Origin of the sequence: Eoetvoesiella sp. (assembly GCF_035555955.1) — a bacterium.
GTDB lineage: Bacteria > Pseudomonadota > Gammaproteobacteria > Burkholderiales > Burkholderiaceae_B > Eoetvoesia.
This window is the reverse complement of the sequence record NZ_DATMGA010000019.1, coordinates 1-19,658: the sequence shown is the minus strand read 5'-3', so window position 1 is coordinate 19,658 and position 19,658 is coordinate 1. Positions and strand designations below refer to the sequence as shown.

15 protein-coding genes are annotated in these 19,658 nt (G+C 63.9%); 4 read left to right on the top strand and 11 right to left on the bottom strand.

The window, feature by feature from the left end; all coding sequences use genetic code 11:
* Positions 1 to 56 precede the first annotated feature (56 nt).
* Positions 57 to 1,271: an MFS transporter gene (locus VNT00_RS06160; RefSeq protein WP_325585552.1), complete on the bottom strand. Its 1,215-nt coding sequence runs from the start codon at positions 1,269 to 1,271 to the stop codon at positions 57 to 59.
* A 61-nt stretch (positions 1,272 to 1,332) separates the two neighbouring features.
* Positions 1,333 to 2,223: an aldo/keto reductase gene (locus tag VNT00_RS06155; RefSeq protein ID WP_325585550.1), complete on the bottom strand. Its 891-nt coding sequence runs from the start codon at positions 2,221 to 2,223 to the stop codon at positions 1,333 to 1,335.
* A 197-nt stretch (positions 2,224 to 2,420) separates the two neighbouring features.
* Here VNT00_RS06155 and VNT00_RS06150 point away from each other — a divergent pair, with 197 nt between their 5' ends.
* Together VNT00_RS06150 and VNT00_RS06145 are read left to right on the top strand one after the other, a co-directional pair.
* Positions 2,421 to 3,872, top strand: coding sequence for an aldehyde dehydrogenase (locus tag VNT00_RS06150; RefSeq protein WP_325585548.1), 1,452 nt, complete (start codon positions 2,421 to 2,423; stop codon positions 3,870 to 3,872).
* Between the two features lie 90 nt (positions 3,873 to 3,962).
* The gene (locus VNT00_RS06145) at positions 3,963 to 5,237 is read left to right on the top strand and encodes an MFS transporter (RefSeq protein WP_325585546.1); all 1,275 of its coding nucleotides are present in this window, start codon (positions 3,963 to 3,965) and stop codon (positions 5,235 to 5,237) included.
* Positions 5,238 to 5,246: 9 nt separating this feature from the next.
* Here VNT00_RS06145 and ilvD (VNT00_RS06140) read toward each other — a convergent pair whose 3' ends face one another.
* The 5 genes from ilvD (VNT00_RS06140) to VNT00_RS06120 all read right to left on the bottom strand — a co-directional run bounded on the left by ilvD (VNT00_RS06140) (position 5,247) and on the right by VNT00_RS06120 (position 11,554).
* Positions 5,247 to 6,932, bottom strand: a complete 1,686-nt coding sequence (gene ilvD / locus VNT00_RS06140) for a dihydroxy-acid dehydratase (protein ID WP_325585544.1) — start codon at positions 6,930 to 6,932, stop codon at positions 5,247 to 5,249.
* A gap of 155 nt (positions 6,933 to 7,087) precedes the next feature.
* Positions 7,088 to 8,956 (bottom strand): dihydroxy-acid dehydratase, encoded by a 1,869-nt coding sequence (gene ilvD, locus VNT00_RS06135; protein ID WP_325585542.1) that lies wholly within the window; start codon positions 8,954 to 8,956, stop codon positions 7,088 to 7,090.
* 205 nt (positions 8,957 to 9,161) lie between these two features.
* The gene (locus tag VNT00_RS06130; RefSeq protein ID WP_414650895.1) at positions 9,162 to 9,497 is read right to left on the bottom strand and encodes a PsiF family protein; all 336 of its coding nucleotides are present in this window, start codon (positions 9,495 to 9,497) and stop codon (positions 9,162 to 9,164) included.
* 214 nt (positions 9,498 to 9,711) lie between these two features.
* The gene (locus VNT00_RS06125) at positions 9,712 to 9,843 is read right to left on the bottom strand and encodes a putative transporter small subunit (RefSeq protein WP_325585540.1); all 132 of its coding nucleotides are present in this window, start codon (positions 9,841 to 9,843) and stop codon (positions 9,712 to 9,714) included.
* A gap of 19 nt (positions 9,844 to 9,862) precedes the next feature.
* Positions 9,863 to 11,554 (bottom strand): sodium:solute symporter family transporter, encoded by a 1,692-nt coding sequence (locus VNT00_RS06120; RefSeq protein WP_325585538.1) that lies wholly within the window; start codon positions 11,552 to 11,554, stop codon positions 9,863 to 9,865.
* A gap of 728 nt (positions 11,555 to 12,282) precedes the next feature.
* Between VNT00_RS06120 and VNT00_RS06115 the strand changes: the two genes are divergently transcribed.
* On the top strand, positions 12,283 to 13,734 hold the full coding sequence (locus VNT00_RS06115) for an aldehyde dehydrogenase (protein WP_325585536.1): 1,452 nt from the start codon (positions 12,283 to 12,285) through the stop codon (positions 13,732 to 13,734).
* Between the two features lie 66 nt (positions 13,735 to 13,800).
* Here VNT00_RS06115 and VNT00_RS06110 read toward each other — a convergent pair whose 3' ends face one another.
* Together VNT00_RS06110 and VNT00_RS06105 are read right to left on the bottom strand one after the other, a co-directional pair.
* On the bottom strand, positions 13,801 to 15,024 hold the full coding sequence (locus tag VNT00_RS06110; protein ID WP_325585534.1) for a GAF domain-containing protein: 1,224 nt from the start codon (positions 15,022 to 15,024) through the stop codon (positions 13,801 to 13,803).
* A 31-nt stretch (positions 15,025 to 15,055) separates the two neighbouring features.
* Positions 15,056 to 16,264 carry a thiolase family protein gene (locus VNT00_RS06105; protein WP_325585532.1) on the bottom strand — a complete coding sequence of 403 codons (1,209 nt, stop codon included), beginning with the start codon at positions 16,262 to 16,264 and terminating at the stop codon, positions 15,056 to 15,058.
* A 138-nt stretch (positions 16,265 to 16,402) separates the two neighbouring features.
* On the opposite strand from VNT00_RS06105, the gene VNT00_RS06100 reads away from it, so the two are divergent.
* Positions 16,403 to 17,986: an MFS transporter gene (locus VNT00_RS06100; protein ID WP_325585530.1), complete on the top strand. Its 1,584-nt coding sequence runs from the start codon at positions 16,403 to 16,405 to the stop codon at positions 17,984 to 17,986.
* Here VNT00_RS06100 and hmgA read toward each other — a convergent pair.
* On the bottom strand, positions 17,983 to 19,356 hold the full coding sequence (gene hmgA, locus VNT00_RS06095; protein WP_325585527.1) for a homogentisate 1,2-dioxygenase: 1,374 nt from the start codon (positions 19,354 to 19,356) through the stop codon (positions 17,983 to 17,985). The two genes, VNT00_RS06100 and hmgA, sit on opposite strands and share 4 nt — an antisense overlap.
* On the bottom strand, positions 19,353 to 19,658 hold a 306-nt coding region (locus VNT00_RS06090), incomplete at its 5' end, for an SDR family oxidoreductase (protein ID WP_325585525.1). The genes VNT00_RS06090 and hmgA, both read right to left, overlap by 4 nt.

Below are 19,658 nucleotides of genomic sequence, written 5' to 3'. Positions count from 1 at the left end.
CACACCCTTTCTTCCGGCAATCCCATCAAGAGCGGCCGAGCGTGCGCCGAGACAGCTCATGCCGGGTTTCGCCGCGCATGGCGGCGTCCGGCCAACGCTCCCAGCAACAGCAGCAGGCAGCCGATGAGCACGGCATATACGTAAATGGCCATTTGCAGGCCCACGCGGTCGGCCAGCAAGCCTACCGCCACGATGGGCGCGGTGGCTCCGATATAGGCACACAGGAAATACGTGGACATATTGGCGGTGCGCCGGTTTTCGTCGACACTGATGCCCGCGATCACGGCCGAACTCATGAACGAAAATCCCTGGCCCACGCCTCCGGCAATCATGCCGACCGCCAGCACGGCGACATCATGCGTTGCCACGCCCACGGAAAGCAGCGTGACCGCCGCCGCAAACCCCAGCATGCCCAGCACCATGCCCTTGAACGGCGCGATATTGCGCTGGGTCAACTGGATGACGGTGCACGCCAGAGCCATCAGGAAAAAAGCCGCCCCCACCACCAGCGGCCCCTTCCAGGGCAGGACCTCGCGCAACAAGGACGGCACCATCGAGGCGAACAGGCTGCCGACGGCAAAAGTGGCGAAGCCCGCGCCGCAGGCCAGGAAGAACGTGGGGCGCTTGGGACGATTGGGCAGCGCCAGCTGGGGCCGGATGGAAAGCGGCGCTCGCGTGCCGAAAGGCCCCAGCAAGTGGGCCCGGTAGCGCACGGCCAGGGCGATATTGCAGCCCGCGGCCACGAAGATCACGAGGTAGGGCAGAACCAGGGGCGCTACTCCTGTCTGGGCCAGCGCGCCGCCAACCACCGGGCCCAGCCCGAAAGCCACGCTTATGCCCATCGACGTGATCACCGATGCCACGTGCCTGTCGCGTTGCGGGTGGGCTTCGGCCAGGGCTACGGCGCTGGCCGTGGTCAGCAGGCCGTTGCCGAATCCAATGATGAAACGCGCAACGATCAGCACCCCGACGCCCGGGGCGATGGCGGAAAGGAACAGGCCCACCATGAGCAGCGACAGCGAGGTGAGGACGACGCGGAACCGGCCCAAGGCATCGGACAGGCGCCCGAAGCAGATCAGCGAAGGCAGCACGCCCACCATGTAGGCAGTGAAAATGTAGCTCAACGCGCTGGGAGGAATGTTCCAGGCGGTCTGGTACAGCGGATACAAGGGCGTGGGCAGTGAGCTGACCGAAAAACACAGGCTTAACGCCACCGCCACTGCAATAAAACCGCCCCAGCGATCAAGCCTGCCCGGCGTCGCAACTGTCATGTACACATCCCATTAAGCACAAGGCGTAATTATATGCCCCATGCAGGGAGCGCAACCGGCGCTAGGCAGCATGTGTACGCTCGAATTCCTTTTTGCCCTCGGCATCCAGCGCGGCGAACTCGCCGTCCGTCAGCGCCATGCCCGCGGCGGCAATGTTTTCCTGCAGATGGGCCAAGCTGGAGGTGCCCGGAATAGGCAGGACGACCGGACTGCGCTTGAGCACCCAGGCCAGCGCCGCCTGGCTGGCGGAAGCACCCCGCTTTTTGGCAATGCCGTCCAGCAGCGACCCCGGTTTGGCCAGGGCGCCCGCCGCCAGCGGGTGCCAGGGGATGAAGCCTATGCCCTGCTGCTCGCAATAGTCCAGCACGGCCTCGCTGCTGCGGTCGATGAGGTTGTAGCGGTTTTGCACCGTGGCGACCTTGAAATGCGCGGATGCCGCCTGGATGTCGTCAACGCCCACCTCGCTCAGGCCCGCATGGCGGATAAGGCCTTCCTTTTGCATCTGCGCAATGCAGTCGAACTGCTCGTCGCGCGGCACCTTGGCATCGACCCGGTGCAGTTGCCAGAGGTCGATCCGCTCGAGCCCAAGACGGCGCAAGCTCATCAACACGCACTGGCGCAAGTACTCAGGCCTGCCCAGCGGCGCCCAGATATCGGGGCCATGGCGAGTCAGCCCGCCCTTGGTCGCCACGACAAGGCCGGTATACGGACGCAAGGCCTCGCGGATCAGGTCTTCGCTGACATACGGGCCATAGCTGTCGGCGGTATCGATGAAATTCACGCCCAGCCCCGGCAGGGCCTTCAGCGTGCGCAACGCCTCGGGACGGTCGGCGGGCTCGCCCCATATGCCTTTGCCGGTAATGCGCATGGCTCCAAAGCCAAGGCGGTGGACGGGCAAATCGCCGCCCAGTTCAAACAGACCGCTGGAAGTTGCTGAAATAGCGCTATTCATGGGGTATGCTCCACATAGAGATCGGCAGCGACGGGAACGCCATGCCATCGGCGATGGCGCGTCAATGCACGCCACACCAGCCGCTGCCGGAAAAATTTGAAATTGCACGGGAAATGCCTGACTCCAAAGAAGTACAGCCGGGAAACGCCCGTGTCAACATCAACCCGCCATCCTCATAACAACACCAGGAGATCGCCATGACCACCATTTCAATGCTTATCAACGGCCAAAAAAAGCAGGCCGGCAACGGCGCCACGTTCGAACGGAAGAACCCGCTTGACGGCAGCGTCGCCACTGTCGCCCCCGCCGCCACCATCGAAGACGCCATTGCCGCGGTGGAAGCCGCGGGCAAGGCCTTCCCCGCCTGGTCGGCCATAGGCCCCAACGAGCGCCGGGCGCTGCTTTCCAAGGCCGCCCTCGCCCTGGAAGCCAAGACCGATGCGTTCATCGCCGCCATGGCGGGCGAAACCGGCTCATCCGCCATGTGGGCGGGCTTCAACGCCCATCTGGCCGCCGGCATGCTGCACGAAGCCGCCGCGCTGACCACCCAGATCAGCGGCGAAGTCATACCCTCCGATGTGCCCGGCAACCTGGCAATGGGGCTGCGCCAGCCGGCGGGCGTAGTGCTGGGCATGGCGCCCTGGAACGCCCCCGTCATTCTCGGCGTGCGGGCCATTGCCACGCCGCTGGCCTGCGGCAACACCGTCGTGCTGAAAGGCTCTGAAATCTGCCCCGCCACGCACGGTCTCATCATCGAGGCCATGCAGGAAGCCGGCCTGCCCGACGGCGTGGTCAACTTCATCACCAACGCCCCAGCCGACGCCGGCCCGCTGGTCGAAGCCATGGTCGCCCACCCCGCCGTGCGCCGCGTGAACTTCACCGGCTCCACCCGCGTGGGCAAGGTCATTGCCGCCGTCTGCGCCAAATACCTCAAGCCGGTGGTGCTGGAACTGGGCGGCAAGGCGCCCTTGGTCATCCTGGACGACGCCGACATCGGCCAGGCCGTCGATGCCGCCGCTTTCGGCGCCTTCGCCAACTCGGGGCAAATCTGCATGTCCACCGAACGCATCATCGTCGACGAGAAAATCGCCGATGCCTTCATCGAGCAGCTCACCAGGAAAGCCGTCGGCCTGCCCCTGGGCGATCCACGCAAAGGCCCGGTGGTCCTGGGGTCGGTGGTCGACATGAGCACGGTGACCCGCTGCAACGAGATCATCGACGACGCCCTGGCCAAAGGCGCCAAGCTGCTGTGCGGCGGCAAGGCCGAAAACACGCTCATGCCGGCCACGCTCATCGATCATGTCACGCCGGCCATGCGAATCTACAGCGAAGAAACCTTCGCGCCCGTCAAGGGCATCGTGCGGGCCAAAGGCGTGGAAGAAGCCATTGCCATCGCCAACGACAACCCCTATGGCCTGTCGTCGGCGGTCTTCGGCAAAGACGTGGGCCGGGCCCTGCAGGTGGCCAAGCGCATCGAGGCGGGTATTTGCCACGTCAACGGCCCGACCGTCCACGACGAAGCGCAGATGCCGTTCGGCGGCGTCAAGGACAGCGGCATCGGCCGCTTCGGCGGCAAGGCCGGCGTCGAGGCCTTCACCGACCTGCGCTGGGTATCGGTGCAAACCACGCCGCGCCAGTACCCGTTCTAAACCCACGCCCGGCGCAAGCCTCCCCCGCCGCTGCGGAAGGCCTGCGCCGGGTTCGACCAGCCCCGCAGCATCCGCACCATAAAGCCTCCCATGACAGCCGCCGCGTCCGCTCCGCTTCCCGATTCGCCCTATGCCGTCTTCCGGCTCGTCGTCACGCTGGCCCTCATTACCCTGGGCAGCAGCGCCATGTACGTCATTGCCGTGGTGCTGCCCTCGGTGCAGGCCGATTTCGGCGTGGACCGGGCTGCCGCGTCCTTGCCCTACACCCTGCTGATGATAGGTTTCGGCCTGGGCGGCATGGTCATGGGCTGGCTGGCCGACCGCTACGGCGTCATGGTGCCGCTGCTGATCGGCGCCGTCGGCGTGGGGCTGGGCTACGCCTTGGCCGCCGCGGCCGGCAATATCTGGGTCTTCGCCCTGGTGCACGGCGCACTCATGGGCTTTGCGGGCTGCTCGGCGTCGTTCGCGCCCCTCATCGCCGACACATCGCTGTGGTTCGCGCGCCGGCGCGGCATCGCGGTGGCGGTATGCGCCAGCGGCAACTACTTGAGCGGCGCCATCTGGCCTCCCATCGTCCAGCACTTCATCTACGACCTGGGATGGCGCCAGACCTATATCTACATGGGCCTGTTCAGCTTCGTCGCCATGGCCGGCCTGGCCCTGCTCATGCATCGCAGGCCGCCTTCCGTTTCGGTGGCCCTCGCCTCGCCCGGCTCTGGGCGGGCTGCTGCCGCCGGAGCCCATGCCGCGCCGTCCCAGCGCCCGTTCGGGCTCAGCCCGGCCACGGCGCAATTCCTGTTGTGCGTAGCCGGAGTGGGCTGCTGCGTGGCCATGGCCATGCCGCAAGTCCATATCGTTGCGTACTGTTCCGACCTGGGCTATGGCGCGGCACGCGGCGCCGAAATGCTGTCGCTCATGCTGGTCTGCGGCATCGTCAGCCGCCTGGTCTCGGGCGCCATCTGCGACCGCATCGGCGGCCTGCGCACCCTGCTGCTGGGTTCGGCCCTGCAAACCGTGGCCCTGGTGCTGTTCCTGCCGTTCGACGGGCTGGTTTCGCTATACGTTATTGCCGCGCTGTTCGGCCTGTTCCAGGGCGGCATCGTCCCGGCCTACGCCATTATCGTGCGCGAACACTTCCGGCCCGAAGAGGCCGGCGCCCGCACCGGCACCGTCATTTCGGCCACCTTGCTGGGCATGGCCCTGGGCGGATGGATGTCGGGCAAGGTCTTCGACCTGACGGGGTCGTATCAGGCCGCCTTTCTGAATGGCATAGGCTGGAACCTGCTGAACCTGATCATCGTCGGAACCTTGCTGTGGCGAACCCTGCGGCCGAGGCCGCGCGGCCCGCTGGCCGCCACGGCATAGCCTCGCACGCTAAAAATTGTCCAGCACCGCCCCGGTGCTGGCCGTCGAGCAGTTATTCGCGAACTTGGCCTGCACGCCCCGCGTATAGCGCGGCGCCGGCGCTTTCCAGGCCGCTCTTCGCCTGGCGATTTCCTCGTCGGGCACATTGAGCTGAAGCAGGTGCTTATGCGCGTCGATGGTAATGGAATCGCCTTCGTGCACCAACGCAATGCAGCCGCCCACGGCGGCCTCCGGCGCCACATGCCCCACCACCATGCCCCAGGTCCCCCCCGAGAAGCGGCCATCGGTAATGAGGCCGACCGAATCGCCCAGGCCGTTGCCGACGAGCGCGCTGGTGGGCGCCAGCATTTCGGGCATGCCCGGCCCGCCCTTGGGGCCCAGGTAGCGCAGCACCATGACGTCGCCGGCCTTGATGCGGCCTTCGAGGATGGCGGCCAGCGCGCTTTGCTCGTCGTCGAAGACCCGCGCCGGCCCGGTCATGGCGGGGTTCTTGAGCCCGGTGATCTTGGCCACGCAGCCTTCGGTGGAAAGATTGCCCTTCAGGATGGCCAGGTGGCCCTGGGGATACAACGGTTTGTCGAGAGGGCGGATGACGGTCTGGCCGGCGGGCGGTGTATCGGGAACGTCGGCCAGCAGTTCGGCCATGGTCTTGCCGGTGATGGTCATGCAGTCGCCGTGGATGAGCCCCGCATTGAGCAGCATCTTCATGACCTGCGGCACGCCGCCTGCCTTGTGGAAATCGACCGCCAGGTAATGGCCGCTGGGCTTGAGGTCGCAGATGACCGGCACGCGCAGGCGCACGCGCTCGAAATCGTCGATGGTCCACTCCACCCCGGCCGCGTGCGCAATGGCCAGGATGTGCAGCACCGCATTGGTCGAACCGCCGATGGCCATGACCACGGCCACGGCGTTTTCAATGGATTTACGGGTGACGATGTCGCGCGGCTTGAGGTCGAGCTCGATGGCCTTGAGCAGCACCCGCGCCGACTCGGCCGCCGATTCCACTTTTTCGTCGTACACATTGGCCATGGTGGACGAGTACGGCAGGCTCATGCCCAGCGCCTCGAACGACGAGCTCATGGTGTTGGCGGTATACATGCCGCCGCAGGAGCCCGGCCCCGGAATGGCGTGCAGCTCGATCTGCTTGAGGCCCTCGTCGCTAAGGCGGCCCGCAGCGTTTTCGCCCACGGCCTCGAACACGCTGACGATGTTCAGATCCTGGCCGTTGAGCCGGCCCGGCAATATGGTGCCGCCATACACGTAAATGGAAGGCACATTGGCGCGCAGCATGCCCATCATGCCGCCCGGCATGTTCTTGTCGCAGCCGCCGATGACCACCACGCCGTCCATCCATTGACCCTGGACACAGGTTTCCACGCAGTCGGCGATGACCTCGCGCGACACCAGGGAATACTTCATGCCCTCGGTGCCCATGGCCATGCCATCGGAGATGGTGGGCGTGCCGAACATCTGGGCATTGCCGCCGTTTTGCTCGATGGCCTGAACCGCGGCATCGGCCAGGCGCTGCAGGCCGCTGTTGCAGGGGGTGATGGTGCTGTGGCCGTTGGCCACGCCCACCATGGGCTTGATGAAGTCTTCTTCCTTGTAGCCCAGCGCGTAGTACATGGAGCGGTTGGGCGCTCGCGCCGCGCCCTGTGTGATGTTGGCGGATCGCAAACGCTTCTTCGTGGTCATGCTGGGCTCCCGGAAAAGAATCCAGTGTCGCACCACGCCCCGCTTTTTTCAACCGGATCGCGAATAAGGGAATAGCGGAACACGCCAGGGGCAGCCCCCTGAACCAAAGACGGAGCCGCTGGGGCTCCGTCTTTGGTTCGTGGCAAGGCCGATTGCTACTTGCGCCGGCTTAATTGGCTGACATCGCGCACCGCGCCCCGATCGGCCGAGGTGGCAAGAGCGGCGTATGCCTGCAAAGCCTGCGACACCACCCGTTCGCGGTTGACCGGCTGCCAGGCCTTGTCGCCGCGCGCTTCCATGGCGGCGCGGCGCTGCGCCAGCTCGTCGTCGCTGATCGCCAGGTTGATGCTGCGGTTGGGAATGTCGATTTCAATGGTGTCGCCGTCGTTGACCAGGCCGATATTGCCGCCCTCCGCCGCTTCGGGCGAGGCATGGCCAATGACCAGTCCGGACGAGCCGCCCGAGAAGCGGCCGTCGGTCAGCAAGGCCGAACTGGCGCCCAGCCCCTTGGACTTGAGGTAGGAGGTGGGGTACAGCATTTCCTGCATGCCCGGCCCGCCCTTGGGGCCCTCGTAGCGAATGATGACCACGTCGCCGGCCTTGACCTTGCCGGTCAGGATGCCGGCCACGGAGTCTTCCTGGCTTTCGTACACGCGGGCCTTGCCGGTGAACTTGAGGATGCGTTCGTCCACCCCGGCCGTCTTGACGATGCAGCCGTTGGGCGCCAGGTTGCCGTACAGCACAGCCAGGCCGCCGTCTTGCGAATAGGCATGCGCCTTGTCGCGGATGCAGCCCGCTTCGCGGTCGATATCCAGCGTGGCGTATTGCCGATCCTGGCTGAAGGCCACCTGGGTGGGAATGCCGCCCGGCGAAGCCATGTAGAAATCGTGGATTTCGTCGGTGGCCTGCTCGCTTTTTACGTCCCAGGTCGAGATGGCCCGGCCCAGCGTGCCGCTGTGCACATTGCCGACATCCAGGTTGAGCAGATCGGCGCGGGCCAGTTCGCCCAGAATGGCCAGGATGCCGCCTGCGCGATGCACGTCTTCGATATGGTATTTTTCGGTGGCCGGCGCCACCTTGCACAGGCACGGAACCCGGCGCGAAATGCGGTCGATGTCCGACATGGTGAAATCGACGCCCGCCTCTTGCGCCGCCGCCAGCAGGTGCAGCACGGTGTTGGTGGAACCGCCCATCGACACATCGAGCGCCATGGCGTTTTCAAAGGCCTGGAACGTGGCGATGCTGCGCGGCAAGACCGAATCGTCGTCGTGTTCGTAATAGCGCCTGCACAAATCCACCACCAGCCGGCCGGCCTCTTCGAACAGGCCTTTGCGGCGCGCATGCGTGGCCACCACCGTGCCGTTGCCGGGCAGCGACAAGCCCAGAGCCTCGGTAAGGCAGTTCATGGAATTGGCGGTGAACATGCCCGAGCACGATCCGCAAGTCGGACAGGCGCTGCGTTCGATCTGGGCGACTTCGGCGTCGCTGACGGCGCTGTCCGCCGCCTTGACCATGGCATCGACGAGGTCAAGCTTTTGAACCACTTTCTTGCTGGACGGATCGATGATCTTGCCGGCTTCCATCGGGCCGCCCGACACGAACACCACGGGAATATTGAGCCGCAGGGCCGCCATGAGCATGCCCGGGGTGATCTTGTCGCAATTGGAAATGCAAACCATGGCGTCGGCGCAATGCGCATTGACCATGTATTCGACCGAGTCGGCGATGAGTTCGCGCGAAGGCAGCGAATACAGCATGCCGCCATGGCCCATGGCAATGCCGTCGTCCACGGCAATGGTGTTGAATTCTTTGGCGACGCCGCCCGCCTGCTCGATCTGGCGCGCAACCAACTGCCCCATGTCCTTGAGATGCACGTGTCCCGGCACGAACTGGGTGAACGAGTTGACGACGGCAATGATGGGCTTGTTGAAGTCGTCGTCTTTCATGCCGGTGGCGCGCCAAAGAGCACGCGCACCAGCCATATTGCGGCCGTGAGTGGAAGTGCGGGAACGGTATTGCGGCATCTGTTTCTCGAGAAAAGGACAATGAGGTAACCCCGAATCATAACAAGGATCACCGTTTTCCCTCGAACATATCCACACGCGCACGGGATGAATACGGGCGAGGCCGCCTGCCGGGGCAGCAAAAAATCCTGAAAAAACAGGGCATTGAAAATAAAATGCGCCGTGACCGGCGCATCAGGGAGGGAACGACCGCCCCGCGTACGAGTTATTTTGCCTTGAGGCAACTGCTCATGAATGCCTTGCGGTCATCGCCTGTTTTGCCCTTGGCTTTGGCGTTGCAGTCTTTCATGCGCTGCTGGGACGAACTGAGCTGCTTCGTGCCGGCTGCGCTCTCGCCCTTCAGGCAGGAGCTCATGAACGCCTTGCGTTCGTCGCCCTTCTTGCCCTTGGCTTCGGCATTGCAGGTTGTCATGCGCTGTTGCTGGGCCGTCTTGCCGTTGGCGGGAGCCGCCGTGGCGGAGGCCGCCTGGGCCATGACGGGAACGGTCAGCACACCCCCCAATACAGCGGCGAAAGCCGCGGCGCGAATCGAAAAACGCATGGAACACCTCCTGTTCGTAGGAAAACGGGTGTGTGTATATTGACGCGAAGCTTTCATGCGCACAAGCATTAGTGCGTTTCAGCACTGCCTTTTTTGCAACAATTCTTAGGGGCAGCTGAAGGACCGGACAAGACGCAAATATCGGTGCAAGACCCCGAAAACCGGGCTCTGCCGCAAAGCTTCGCGCCATGCCGGCGCCCGCCACTCATTGTTCTTAAAACATTTCGTCGCCGCTTTTATGCGCCGCCCACATGTCCCGCGCCAGGGCCACCAGCAGCACGACGAGAACAGCGGCCGAGATCAGCGGCCACACCAGGATATACGCAGTCAAACCAAAAATACTCATTGAAATCTCCTTGTCTGGATCAAGCCCGGGCAGCGGCGGGCACGGCGCCCGAGGGCGAGCCGGTCAACGGGGCGGCATGTTCCGCCTGGAACGACACGACCCGCTCATCCAGCAGCGCAAAATCGAAATGCTCCCGCCCGCAAAGCGTGACCGCCACGCAAACAATGGCGCTAACCCCGTATGCGGTAAGCGAGCTGAGCAGCACGGCATAATCACGCAGGAAGCCGATGCTGTACGGCAAGATGGCCAGGACAGCCAATATGCCCAGGAACAGCCCGACCCTTTTGCCGAAAAAGCCGAAGGCCATCAGCCCCGCGACCACGCCAACGCCGACGGCGGCAAGAATTTCGAAGAACACCGCCACCGCCCCGGTCATGGGCAGCAGGCCGAATCGCGCCACCACGAACAGCGCCACCGCGCAGACGACGGCCGACGTGAATGCCTTGTTCGTTACCCGGCTCCAGTAGAAACTTATGATGACGGGAAAGACGATGGCTCCCCACAAGGCGCCGACAAACACCAGCATCATCAGGATATCCAGCTTGAAGCTGGCGAAGACGACGCCAAGCATCGTCGCCACGACCATGCTGAACCGGCCCCACCACAACATGCGCCGGGGATCCGGCTTGCCGCGTGCCAGGTTCTTGCCGTAGATGTCGGTCATGATGATGGACGACAGCGCGCAAAGATCGGCGTCGGCGGTAGAGGACAAAGAGCCGATGACCAGGATGAAGAACAGGCCGATGGCGAACGGCGGCAAGTACGTGGACGCCATTTGCGGGATGATGTTGTTCAGGTTTCCATCCATGGGCTCCAGGCCGATGAACAGCGCCAGCAGCCCCAGCATGCCCAGCCCGATGACAATCGCGCCATAACCTATGGTGGCGGTAATGAAGGTGGGCTTGATCAGGTCTTCGCGCACCGCGAACAGCCGTTGCGCAATGGTCTGGTTGCCCACCGCGTAGGCCAGTACCGCGACCAGGTAAGGCGCCCCCTGTTCCAGGAAGGCCTTGGTGGAAAAGAAATCGGCCTGCTGCAGGCTGAGATGATCGATATTGGCCGCCAGCATGGCCGGCCCGCCCAGATTGAAGAAGATCAGCGGAATGATGACGACGGCGGCCACGATCATGGCCGCCAGTTGCGCGAAGTCGGTCATGATCGACGCCCGGAACCCCGACCAGATGGTGTAGGCCAGCGTGCCGATACCGGCGATCAGCACGCCCTGGACGAAGCTCAGGGGGCTAAGCACCGAGACCAGGGCTCCGGCCGCCGTAAAGTTGACCATCAGGCTGATGCAACTGCCGACAATGTTGGAGACGGCCAATATCATCTGGCTGGATTTGCCATGCCGTGCATGCATGATCTCGGCCAGGGTATGCGCCCTGGGCGCCAATTTGCGAAATCGCATGCCGAACGGGTAGATGAAAAGTATCATCAGCGCGCCCCACAGCCCGTAATGCACCGGCCCCGATATGCCGAACTTATATCCGGCGCTGGCGCTGGCGTAGAACGACGCGGCCCATATCCACGTTGCAATCATGCTGGCCGCGGAAAGGCTGAAACCGACTGCGCTATTGGAAACCATATAGCCGTCGACGTTCTCGTTCTTCCGGCTTATAAGCAGCGACATCAGAAATGTCAGCACATAAAAGCCAATCAGCAGCAACAGGGTGGTGGAAGTAGGAAGCTGAAATAATGCCGTCCCTTGCATACGTCGAAAATCCTTGAATAGCAGTGTTGTCTTTCTGGTTCGTAGTGAAGTAAGCGATAAACAACTATTGATGCCGGTTTCGTCCGAGAACGCTGGGCGGCATGAACCCCAGACCATGGCCGCCGTCAAGGCGGCCATGGCTGCGCCCGCCCGGAAGCGGCTCATGACTGAGGCCGCCGGGCGTTGGCGCGAAGAACACAAACAGGGTGCCCTTGTATGCACGATGCAAAACCTGAAAGGGCGCCAAAGCGCCATGCTCGATTGCATCGGGTGCAAGTGCCGGCAGCTAAAGAGCCGGCGGATGTATCGCAGCCCGGAGGGCTGGTTGGTAAGGTTCGGCTGAAAAAGCCGGGCCGCTGTGCAGCGGCCTGAAGATGCGCTCCGACAGGCGCCAGCCTTTGGCGGCGGGCCGTTGGTACGCGAAGGCGTGAATCTTGCGGAATTTATTACATGAATCCCGCGAGGCTCGATTGCCATTGTAACAACCGAGCTGTCTCGGGTCCATGACTGTTACATCTCACCGACGCACATCGAGCGTCGACTCTCCATCACCCCCCAAGGCTCGGGCGTTTTTCCGCAGCCGCGGCGAGCCTCGCCAAAGCTTCCGGGATTGTTCCACTTTGGAACAAAAAATGCTGCGGGTAAACCCGAGATTCTTGCCTCGCATCCGGGTTCCCTAGAATGGGTTCATCGCCGTCAAGCGGCATGAAACCAGGAGGAACGACATTATGAAAACCACACTGATCATCGACAACCAGGAAGTACTCTCCACGAGCGGAGCGACCTTTGAACGGCGCCATCCGGTCACCGACGAGACCGTGACCAGCAGCGCGGCAGGCAACGCCAAGGATGTGTTGACCGCGGTAGACTCCGCACAAACGGCATTCCAATCGTGGCGGCATTCAAGTCCCTCGGAACGGCGCCGCATACTCCTCAAGGCCGCCGACATACTCGAAAGCAAAACCGAGGAGTTCGTCGGCGCCATGGCCGCCGAAGTGGGAGCCTCCGCGCTCTGGGCCGGGTTCAACGTATTTGCTGCCGCCAGCCTCTTCCGGGAAGCGGCAGCTCTAGCCACACAGATCCAGGGGGAAACAATACCCACGGACAAACCCGGCACCCTATCCATGACGGTCAGGCAGCCCGTCGGGGTGATCCTCAGCATCGTCCCGTGGAATGGCCCGGTGGTGCTCGCCGCCCGGGCTATCGCCTATCCCATAGTATGTGGCAACAGCGTTGTATTTCGCGCCTCGGAAGCCAGCCCGCGCACCCACCAGCTCGTCGCGCAGGCCCTGGTCGAGGCGGGGCTGCCTCCGGGCGTCCTGAACTTCGTCACCAACGCCCCCGAAGACGCACCGGAAGTCATCGACGCGCTCATCGCGCACAAGGCCGTGCGGCGCATCAACTTCACCGGCTCCACCCGGGTCGGCCGCATCATCGCTCAGAAAGCGGCGGGCCAGCTCAAGCGCTGCCTCCTGGAACTGGGCGGCAAATCCCCATTGGTCATCCTGGACGACGCCAACATCGACGAGGCGGTCAAGGCGGCGGTTTTCGGTTCGTTTCTTTACCAAGGGCAAATCTGCATGTCGACGGAGCGCATCGTCGTCGATGAAAAAGTCGCCGATGAATTCGTGGAAAAATTCGCCGCCCAGGCAAAGAAGCTGGTATCGGGCGACCCGCGCGTCAACCCCAACTGCGTCATCGGTCCGCTGGTAGCCAGCGGCTCGGGAACCCGCCTGAACGCCATGATCGACGATGCCGTGGCCAAGGGCGCGCACATCGCGGCAGGCGGAAAAGCGGACGGTGCCGTGATGCCCGCCACCATCGTCGACCATGTCAAACCGGGAATGAGCATCTACGACGACGAAACTTTCGGCCCGATTACGACCGTGGTTCGAGTAAAAGGTGTGGATGAGGCCATCGCCACCGCCAACGATACCTCTTACGGCCTGTCCTCGGGGGTCTTCGGCCGCGATGTAACGCGGGCGCTAAGCGTGGCCATGCAGATAGACGCCGGATCCTGCCACATCAATGGCGCAACGGTGCAGAACGAAGCCCAGGCTCCATTTGGAGGAACCAAAGACAGCGGATACGGCCGGTTCGACGGCCGGGCCGTGATCGACGAGTTCACCGAACTCAAATGGATAACCCTGGAGCCTTCCGTGCAGCAGTATCCGGTTTGACGCCGCCGCCGGGGCCAGCCGTCCTGGCGGTTCCCGGCGCAGCCCCGCCTGACGTTCCGTGTCGCGTCAGTCGAGCCGCCCGGCTTTTTCGGCGCGCAGGCGCCGATAGACGAGACCTCTCGAAACCTTCAATTTCCTGGCGGCTGCCGCGATGTTGCCGTTGCTCTCTTTCACGGCTTTCAGTATGAGATCCGCATCGGCTTCCCGCAGACTGGCGGGCTGCGCTCGGGAATCGGATACGGCGCCGGCCATGCCCGCCGCAACCTGGCCGTCCTGGGCCGCATCGGGCTTTGACACGGGAGCCGCAATCTCTTCCGGCTCGGCCGGCATGCCGCAAGGATCCGGCGCGAAAAAACGTCGACGGCCGTCTTGGACCGGCATTTCCACATGAACGTAAATCATCAACCCTGTCGGCAGCCTGAGCGCGGCAGGCCCGTGCAGTAAGACAAGCTCGCGAAGCCCGCAGCCCAGAAGGCTTTCGGCGTCGCCGTGGATGTCGTCGGTGATGCTGTCGGCCAATCCCAGAAAGCGGGAAGCCACCGCATTTCTCCAGACCACCTTGCCGGCAAAATCGATGCCTATGAGGCCTGCCATGGGCGTGTCCAGCAAGGACGGCGAAATCTGCATGCGCACCACGACGTGCTCGCTGGACTGGGCGATCAGCAGTCTGTTTTCTATCGTTGCCGCAAAGACGCCCACCACCGAAGCCGCGTCGAAGGTAAAGGCCTTTTCCTCGCTGGAGATATCCAGGATGCCGGCCAATTTTCCGTGAATGTCGCGTATTGGCGCAGCGGCGCAATGCATGGTGTTGCTTGTATCGAAAAAATGCTCCGGCCCCAGAACACTGATTTTCCGCCCCGTACGCGCCACGATGCCGGGAGCGGTCGTTCCCACGGCTTCCTCCGAAAGATTGACGCCCAGGCGAGTCGACAAGGGAATGATCTTTTCGTGGCTCCGCCCCACACAGGCGGATCCGATGATTACCCCGGAAGCATCCATCAGCATGGCCGCGCAGTTTGTCGCCCCCAATGCCGCTTCGACCGATGGCGCTTCGCTGTTCCATGACTCCAGAAGCAGATGGTTCTTGTGCATGGCCAACTGCACCCGGCTTTGCGAAACCTGCAGAAACTCCATGGCGCTGCGGGGATTCTGGCGGGCCCGCAGACAACGGGTCCATGATTGGAATATCGCCTCGTTCACGACGCCCGAGGGAAGCTGACCGTCTTCAAAATATCTTTGGCGCGCAAGCGTGACGCGGTCGGAGTGCGTGGAGAAAAAAGGCGAATGCATGGGCTTGTCTCCCGGTTGGCGAAGCGGCAACTCAGGCCTTCCGGCTGTCGACCTTGACGATGACGGCCATGGCGGAATCGCCGGCGGCGCAGCCCACGAACAAGCCGTAGCCGCCTCCTTCGAGCACCAGTTGCTCGATGAGCTCGATGATGGCGCGCAGGCCGGTCGGCCCCTGCGGGTGGCCCCATACCAGCGAGCATCCGTACTGGTTCATGCGCCGGGCGTCGATGCCGAAGCTCTTGGCCAGGACGATGTCGTTGACGATGAAGGGGTTGTGCGTTTTGATCGCCGCGATCTGGCTGATGTCCAGGCCGGCGGCCTCGAGCGCGCGGCGGGCCGCCGGAACCGGCGCGGCAGGCATGAACGCTTTCTTGACGCGCGCCTGGCCGAAAGCCACCAAGCGCACGTCGATGGATTTGTCGCGAGAAAAATCCGCCGCCCTGTCGGGGGTGGTCAGCACCATGCCGGCGTTGCCGTCGGCCGGATGCGTCTGGCCGCCATAGGTGACCGTGCCGCCGGGCAGCACGGGCTTCAGGGCGGCCAGCTTTTCGGCCGTGGTCGGGAAAATGCCCTCGTCGCCTTCGAGCACGCCCTGCGCGCGCTTGAACCGCGCGTCGGGCACCTCGAACGGCAGCTCCATGAAGGTGCGCAGGAAGGCCGAATCGTTCTTGCAAGCGTCCTTGTACTGATCGTAGCGGCACAGCGTAAGCTCGTTCTGCATGGCGGTGTCGATGCCGTGCTCGGCCGCCACGTTCTCGGCGGTCTGGATCATGGCGACCCCGGCGAACGGATCGCGCTCGAAGCTTTCAAGCACCATGTTCTCGTGCTCGCCGCTGCCGCCGGGACCGTGCGGCGCCGGATAATAGATTTGCGGCCCGTTCGAAATCCGGTCGGCGGTCACGGCCAGCGACACCGTGGCGGCGCCTTCGCGGATTTCGGACGCCGCCGTCTGCAGCACACGCGCACTGGTTGCGCAGGCCTGGCTGATGATCGGCCCGGCCACGGAAGTCGCGCCGATCTCGCCCATCAGCCAGGGCAGGCCATAGAACGAATTGCGCTGAGGTATGGACATACCCAGCACCCCGGCATCGAATGCATCCGGCTCGATGTTCCTGTGCCGCAATGCGGCCTTCGCCACGTGCGCGGCAAACCTCAGGCTGTGCAAGTGCGCCAAGCTTCCCTGCCAGCGCGCAAAAGGGGTCGACCAATAGGCTCCATAGGGAATGGCGATTTCCGTCATGCATCTCTCCGATATATGTATGAAGGGCGAGTCCGCCCGCACTGCCGCAATCATAGGTCGGCCGCGCCGTTTTTGAAACCCGGCCCCGATAAACTGCCCGTGCGCCCGCTATAATTCCGCCAAGGATTCCGTGCCCACATGAACACCGCCAACCTGCTGTCCGGCGACCGGAAGCTGCATGCCGCCGCCGCGCGCTATCTTACCCGCGCCCAGCGCCGCTCGTGGGCCATGATCCTGCTGGCGCTGATCGTCTCCGTCGAGTTCTTCGAAAACATCGTCTTCGTGTTCTCGGCCAGCCACATCATGGGGGGCATAGACGCCGACCAGCGCTCTTTCGCCCTGGTGCAGTCGGCCTACGCCATCGGCAGCATGTTGATGATCGTCAAGCAGCAATGGCTGGCCAGGCAATTCGGCTACCGGCACTACCTTACGGCGGCGCTTTCCGTGTTCATCGCCGGCACGCTCATGGCCGCGTCCAGCACGGGCCTGACCGAGCTGACCACCGCCCGGTTCATCCAGGGCGTGGGCGGCGGCGCCCTGTTCACCAGCAGCCGCGTGCTGATCCTGCTGATGTTCACCCCCGAGCATCGGCCGCGCGCGCAGCGCATCTTCATCATCGGCATCTTCGCCGCCTCGGCGATGGCCCCGGCCATTGCCGCGGAAATCATCGAGCACGGCGTCTGGCAGGACGTGTTCTATGCGGTCCTGCCGTTTGCCGTGGCCGCCGTGCTGGGCGCGTGGCTGCTGCTGCCCAACGCCCGCCCCGGCACCGTCCACGGCAAGCCGCTGCTCGGTCCGTTGCTGTGGTTCGGCGCCGCCGCGGCACTTCTGCAAATAGCCATGAGCGAAGCCCGCTTCGATCTGCTTTCCCACCCTGCCCGCCCGGCGCTGATCGCCCTGGCCGGCGCCTTGCTCCTGGCCGGCTTCCTGCGCCACCAATGGAATCAGCAAGCGCCCCTGCTCCAGCTCAGGGCGCTGCGCAACCCCGTCTACCTGACGGGGCTGGCCCTGTATTTCATGTACTACCTGCTCAACTACCTGAACGGCTACCTGTTCCCGATCTATGCCGAACGAGGCATGGGCCTTCCCATCCAGACCGTGGGATGGCTGAACACCTTCGCCGGCGCCGTCAGCTTCGTGGGCATACTGGTCTACCTGCGCAACGCGCGCCGCCTGAAACGCAAGAAGATATTGGTGACGGCGGGCATGCTGATCCTGGCCGTTGCCGCATGGCGGTTTTCCGTCATGCCTCCCGACGCCCCCGCCGGAGCCCTGATTCCCGCCCTGGCCATGAAGGGGCTGTTCGGCGTGATGGTCGTCATCCCCATCGCCGGACTCACATTCCGTAGCCTGGGCGAGGATTCCTTCGCCCACGGCTACCAAAGCAAGAACCTGATGCGCCAGATCGCGGGCTCGCTCGCCTCGGCCATTGGCTCGGTGCTGATGCAGAATCGCTGGCTGAGCGTGCACTCGGCGCTCGTGGATGAAACCGGCCGGAACGCCGCCACGACCCGCCAATGGCTGGAACACATCGAAGCCGCGTTGACCGCGCACGGCGCCAGCGCCGGCGAGGCAAGCCGTCAGGCCCTGGCGGCGCTGGACAACCTGATAAGCCGCCAAGCCATGTTGATCGCCAGCGAAGACATGTACCGCCTGATCGCCGTGCTGGCCATCTGCGGCGCCATCGTCATACTCGCCCAGCGCCGCATCTTCGCCAGCTAGGAGCCTTGGGAGCCGGCTGGGCTCGCGCCGGGAAAGCCCTTCCAGGCATCGTCGTAATCATCCTGCAGGTTGTCCGCGGTCAGCGCCGCCGGAGTCAGCTCGAAAGCGTGGCGGCTTTCGAACATGAAGGCCAGGGTGTCTTCCACAAGCTGGGGCTTGAGCTCGGCGGTGCTGGCTTTCTGAAAAGTCGCGGCATCCGGGCCATGGGGCAGCATGCAGTTGTGCAGGCTGATGCCGCCCGGCACAAAGCCTTCCGCCTTGCCGTCGTAGGCGCCGCGCACCAGGCCCATGAGTTCGCTCATGACGTTGCGATGGAACCAGGGCGGACGGAAGGTGTCTTGCGCCACCAGCCAGCGCGGCGGAAAGATCACGAAATCGCAGTTCGCCACACCGGGGGTGTCGGTGCCCGAGGTCAGAACGGTGTAGATCGACGGGTCGGGATGGTCGAAGCTGATCGTGCCGATGACCATGAAGCGCGCCAGATCGTATTTGTAGGGGGTCAGGTTGCCGTGCCAGGCCACGACGTCCAGCGGCGAATGCGATTGCTCGCCCTCCCATAACCGGCCAAGAAACTTATTGACGATGCTCACCCGGCCGGCCCCGGACTCGAAGGCCGCCACCGGGGCCAGGAAGTCGCGCGGATTGGCCAGGCCGTTGGAGCCTATGGGTCCGAGCTCCGGCAAGCGGAACGGCGCACCGTAGTTTTCGCAGACATAGCCCCGCGCGCTTCCATCGCAAAGTTCCACGCGAAAGCGCACGCCGCGCGGCAAGACGAGGATCTCGCCGGGGTCGGCGCGCAGGCGCCCCATTTCGGTATGCACCAACAGCGCGCCCAGTTGCGGCACGATCAGCAGCTCGCCGTCCGAGTTCACGAAATAGCGGTTTTCCATGGATTGGTTGGCGGCATACACATGGGCGGCCACCCCGCTGTGCGCGCGCACATCGCCGTTGCCGGCTATGGTGGTCATGCCGTCGATGAAATCGGTTGGTTCCGCCGGCATGGGCCAGGGGCTCCAGCGCAGGCGGTTGGCCGGTGTTTCCGCCTCGTGGAAAGGCGCGGAACGCCAATTGCGGTCATCGATTCGTTTGAAGGGACCATGCATGGCGCTTGGGCGCATGCGGTACAGCCAGGTGCGCAGATTCCTGTCGCGCGGCGCGGTAAAGGCGGTGCCGGACAAGAGCTCGGCATACAGGCCGTAAGCCGCTCTTTGCGGCGAATTCCGTCCTTGCGGCAAGGCGCCGGGCAAGGCCTCGGTGGCGAACTGGTTGCCGAAGCCGCTTTGGTATTCCAGGACATGCCCATCGGCAGGCTTGGAGGCGGCTCCGGATCCGCCGGCGCTGTCGGCGCCGTTTCTGTGGTCGATGCTCATAAGGAATTCCCTCCATCGATGACAATGCGCGCCCCCACGGCCGTGCGCAAATGCGTGATGCATGCCAGCACGGCCAAGGCCACGTCCTCGGGCGTAACAATACGGCCCAGCGGCGTGCCCTGCGCCCTTTTTTCCAGCTCGGCATGATCCCTGCCCTGCACGAAGCCGGTGTCGACCGCCGCGGGCGAAACGCACAGGAACCGCACTTTGGGCGCAAAGGCCCGCGCCAGGGAGATCGTCATCGTGTCCAGGGCCCCCTTGGCCGCGCAATAGGCGATATTGCTGCCCGAGCCCGTGAACGC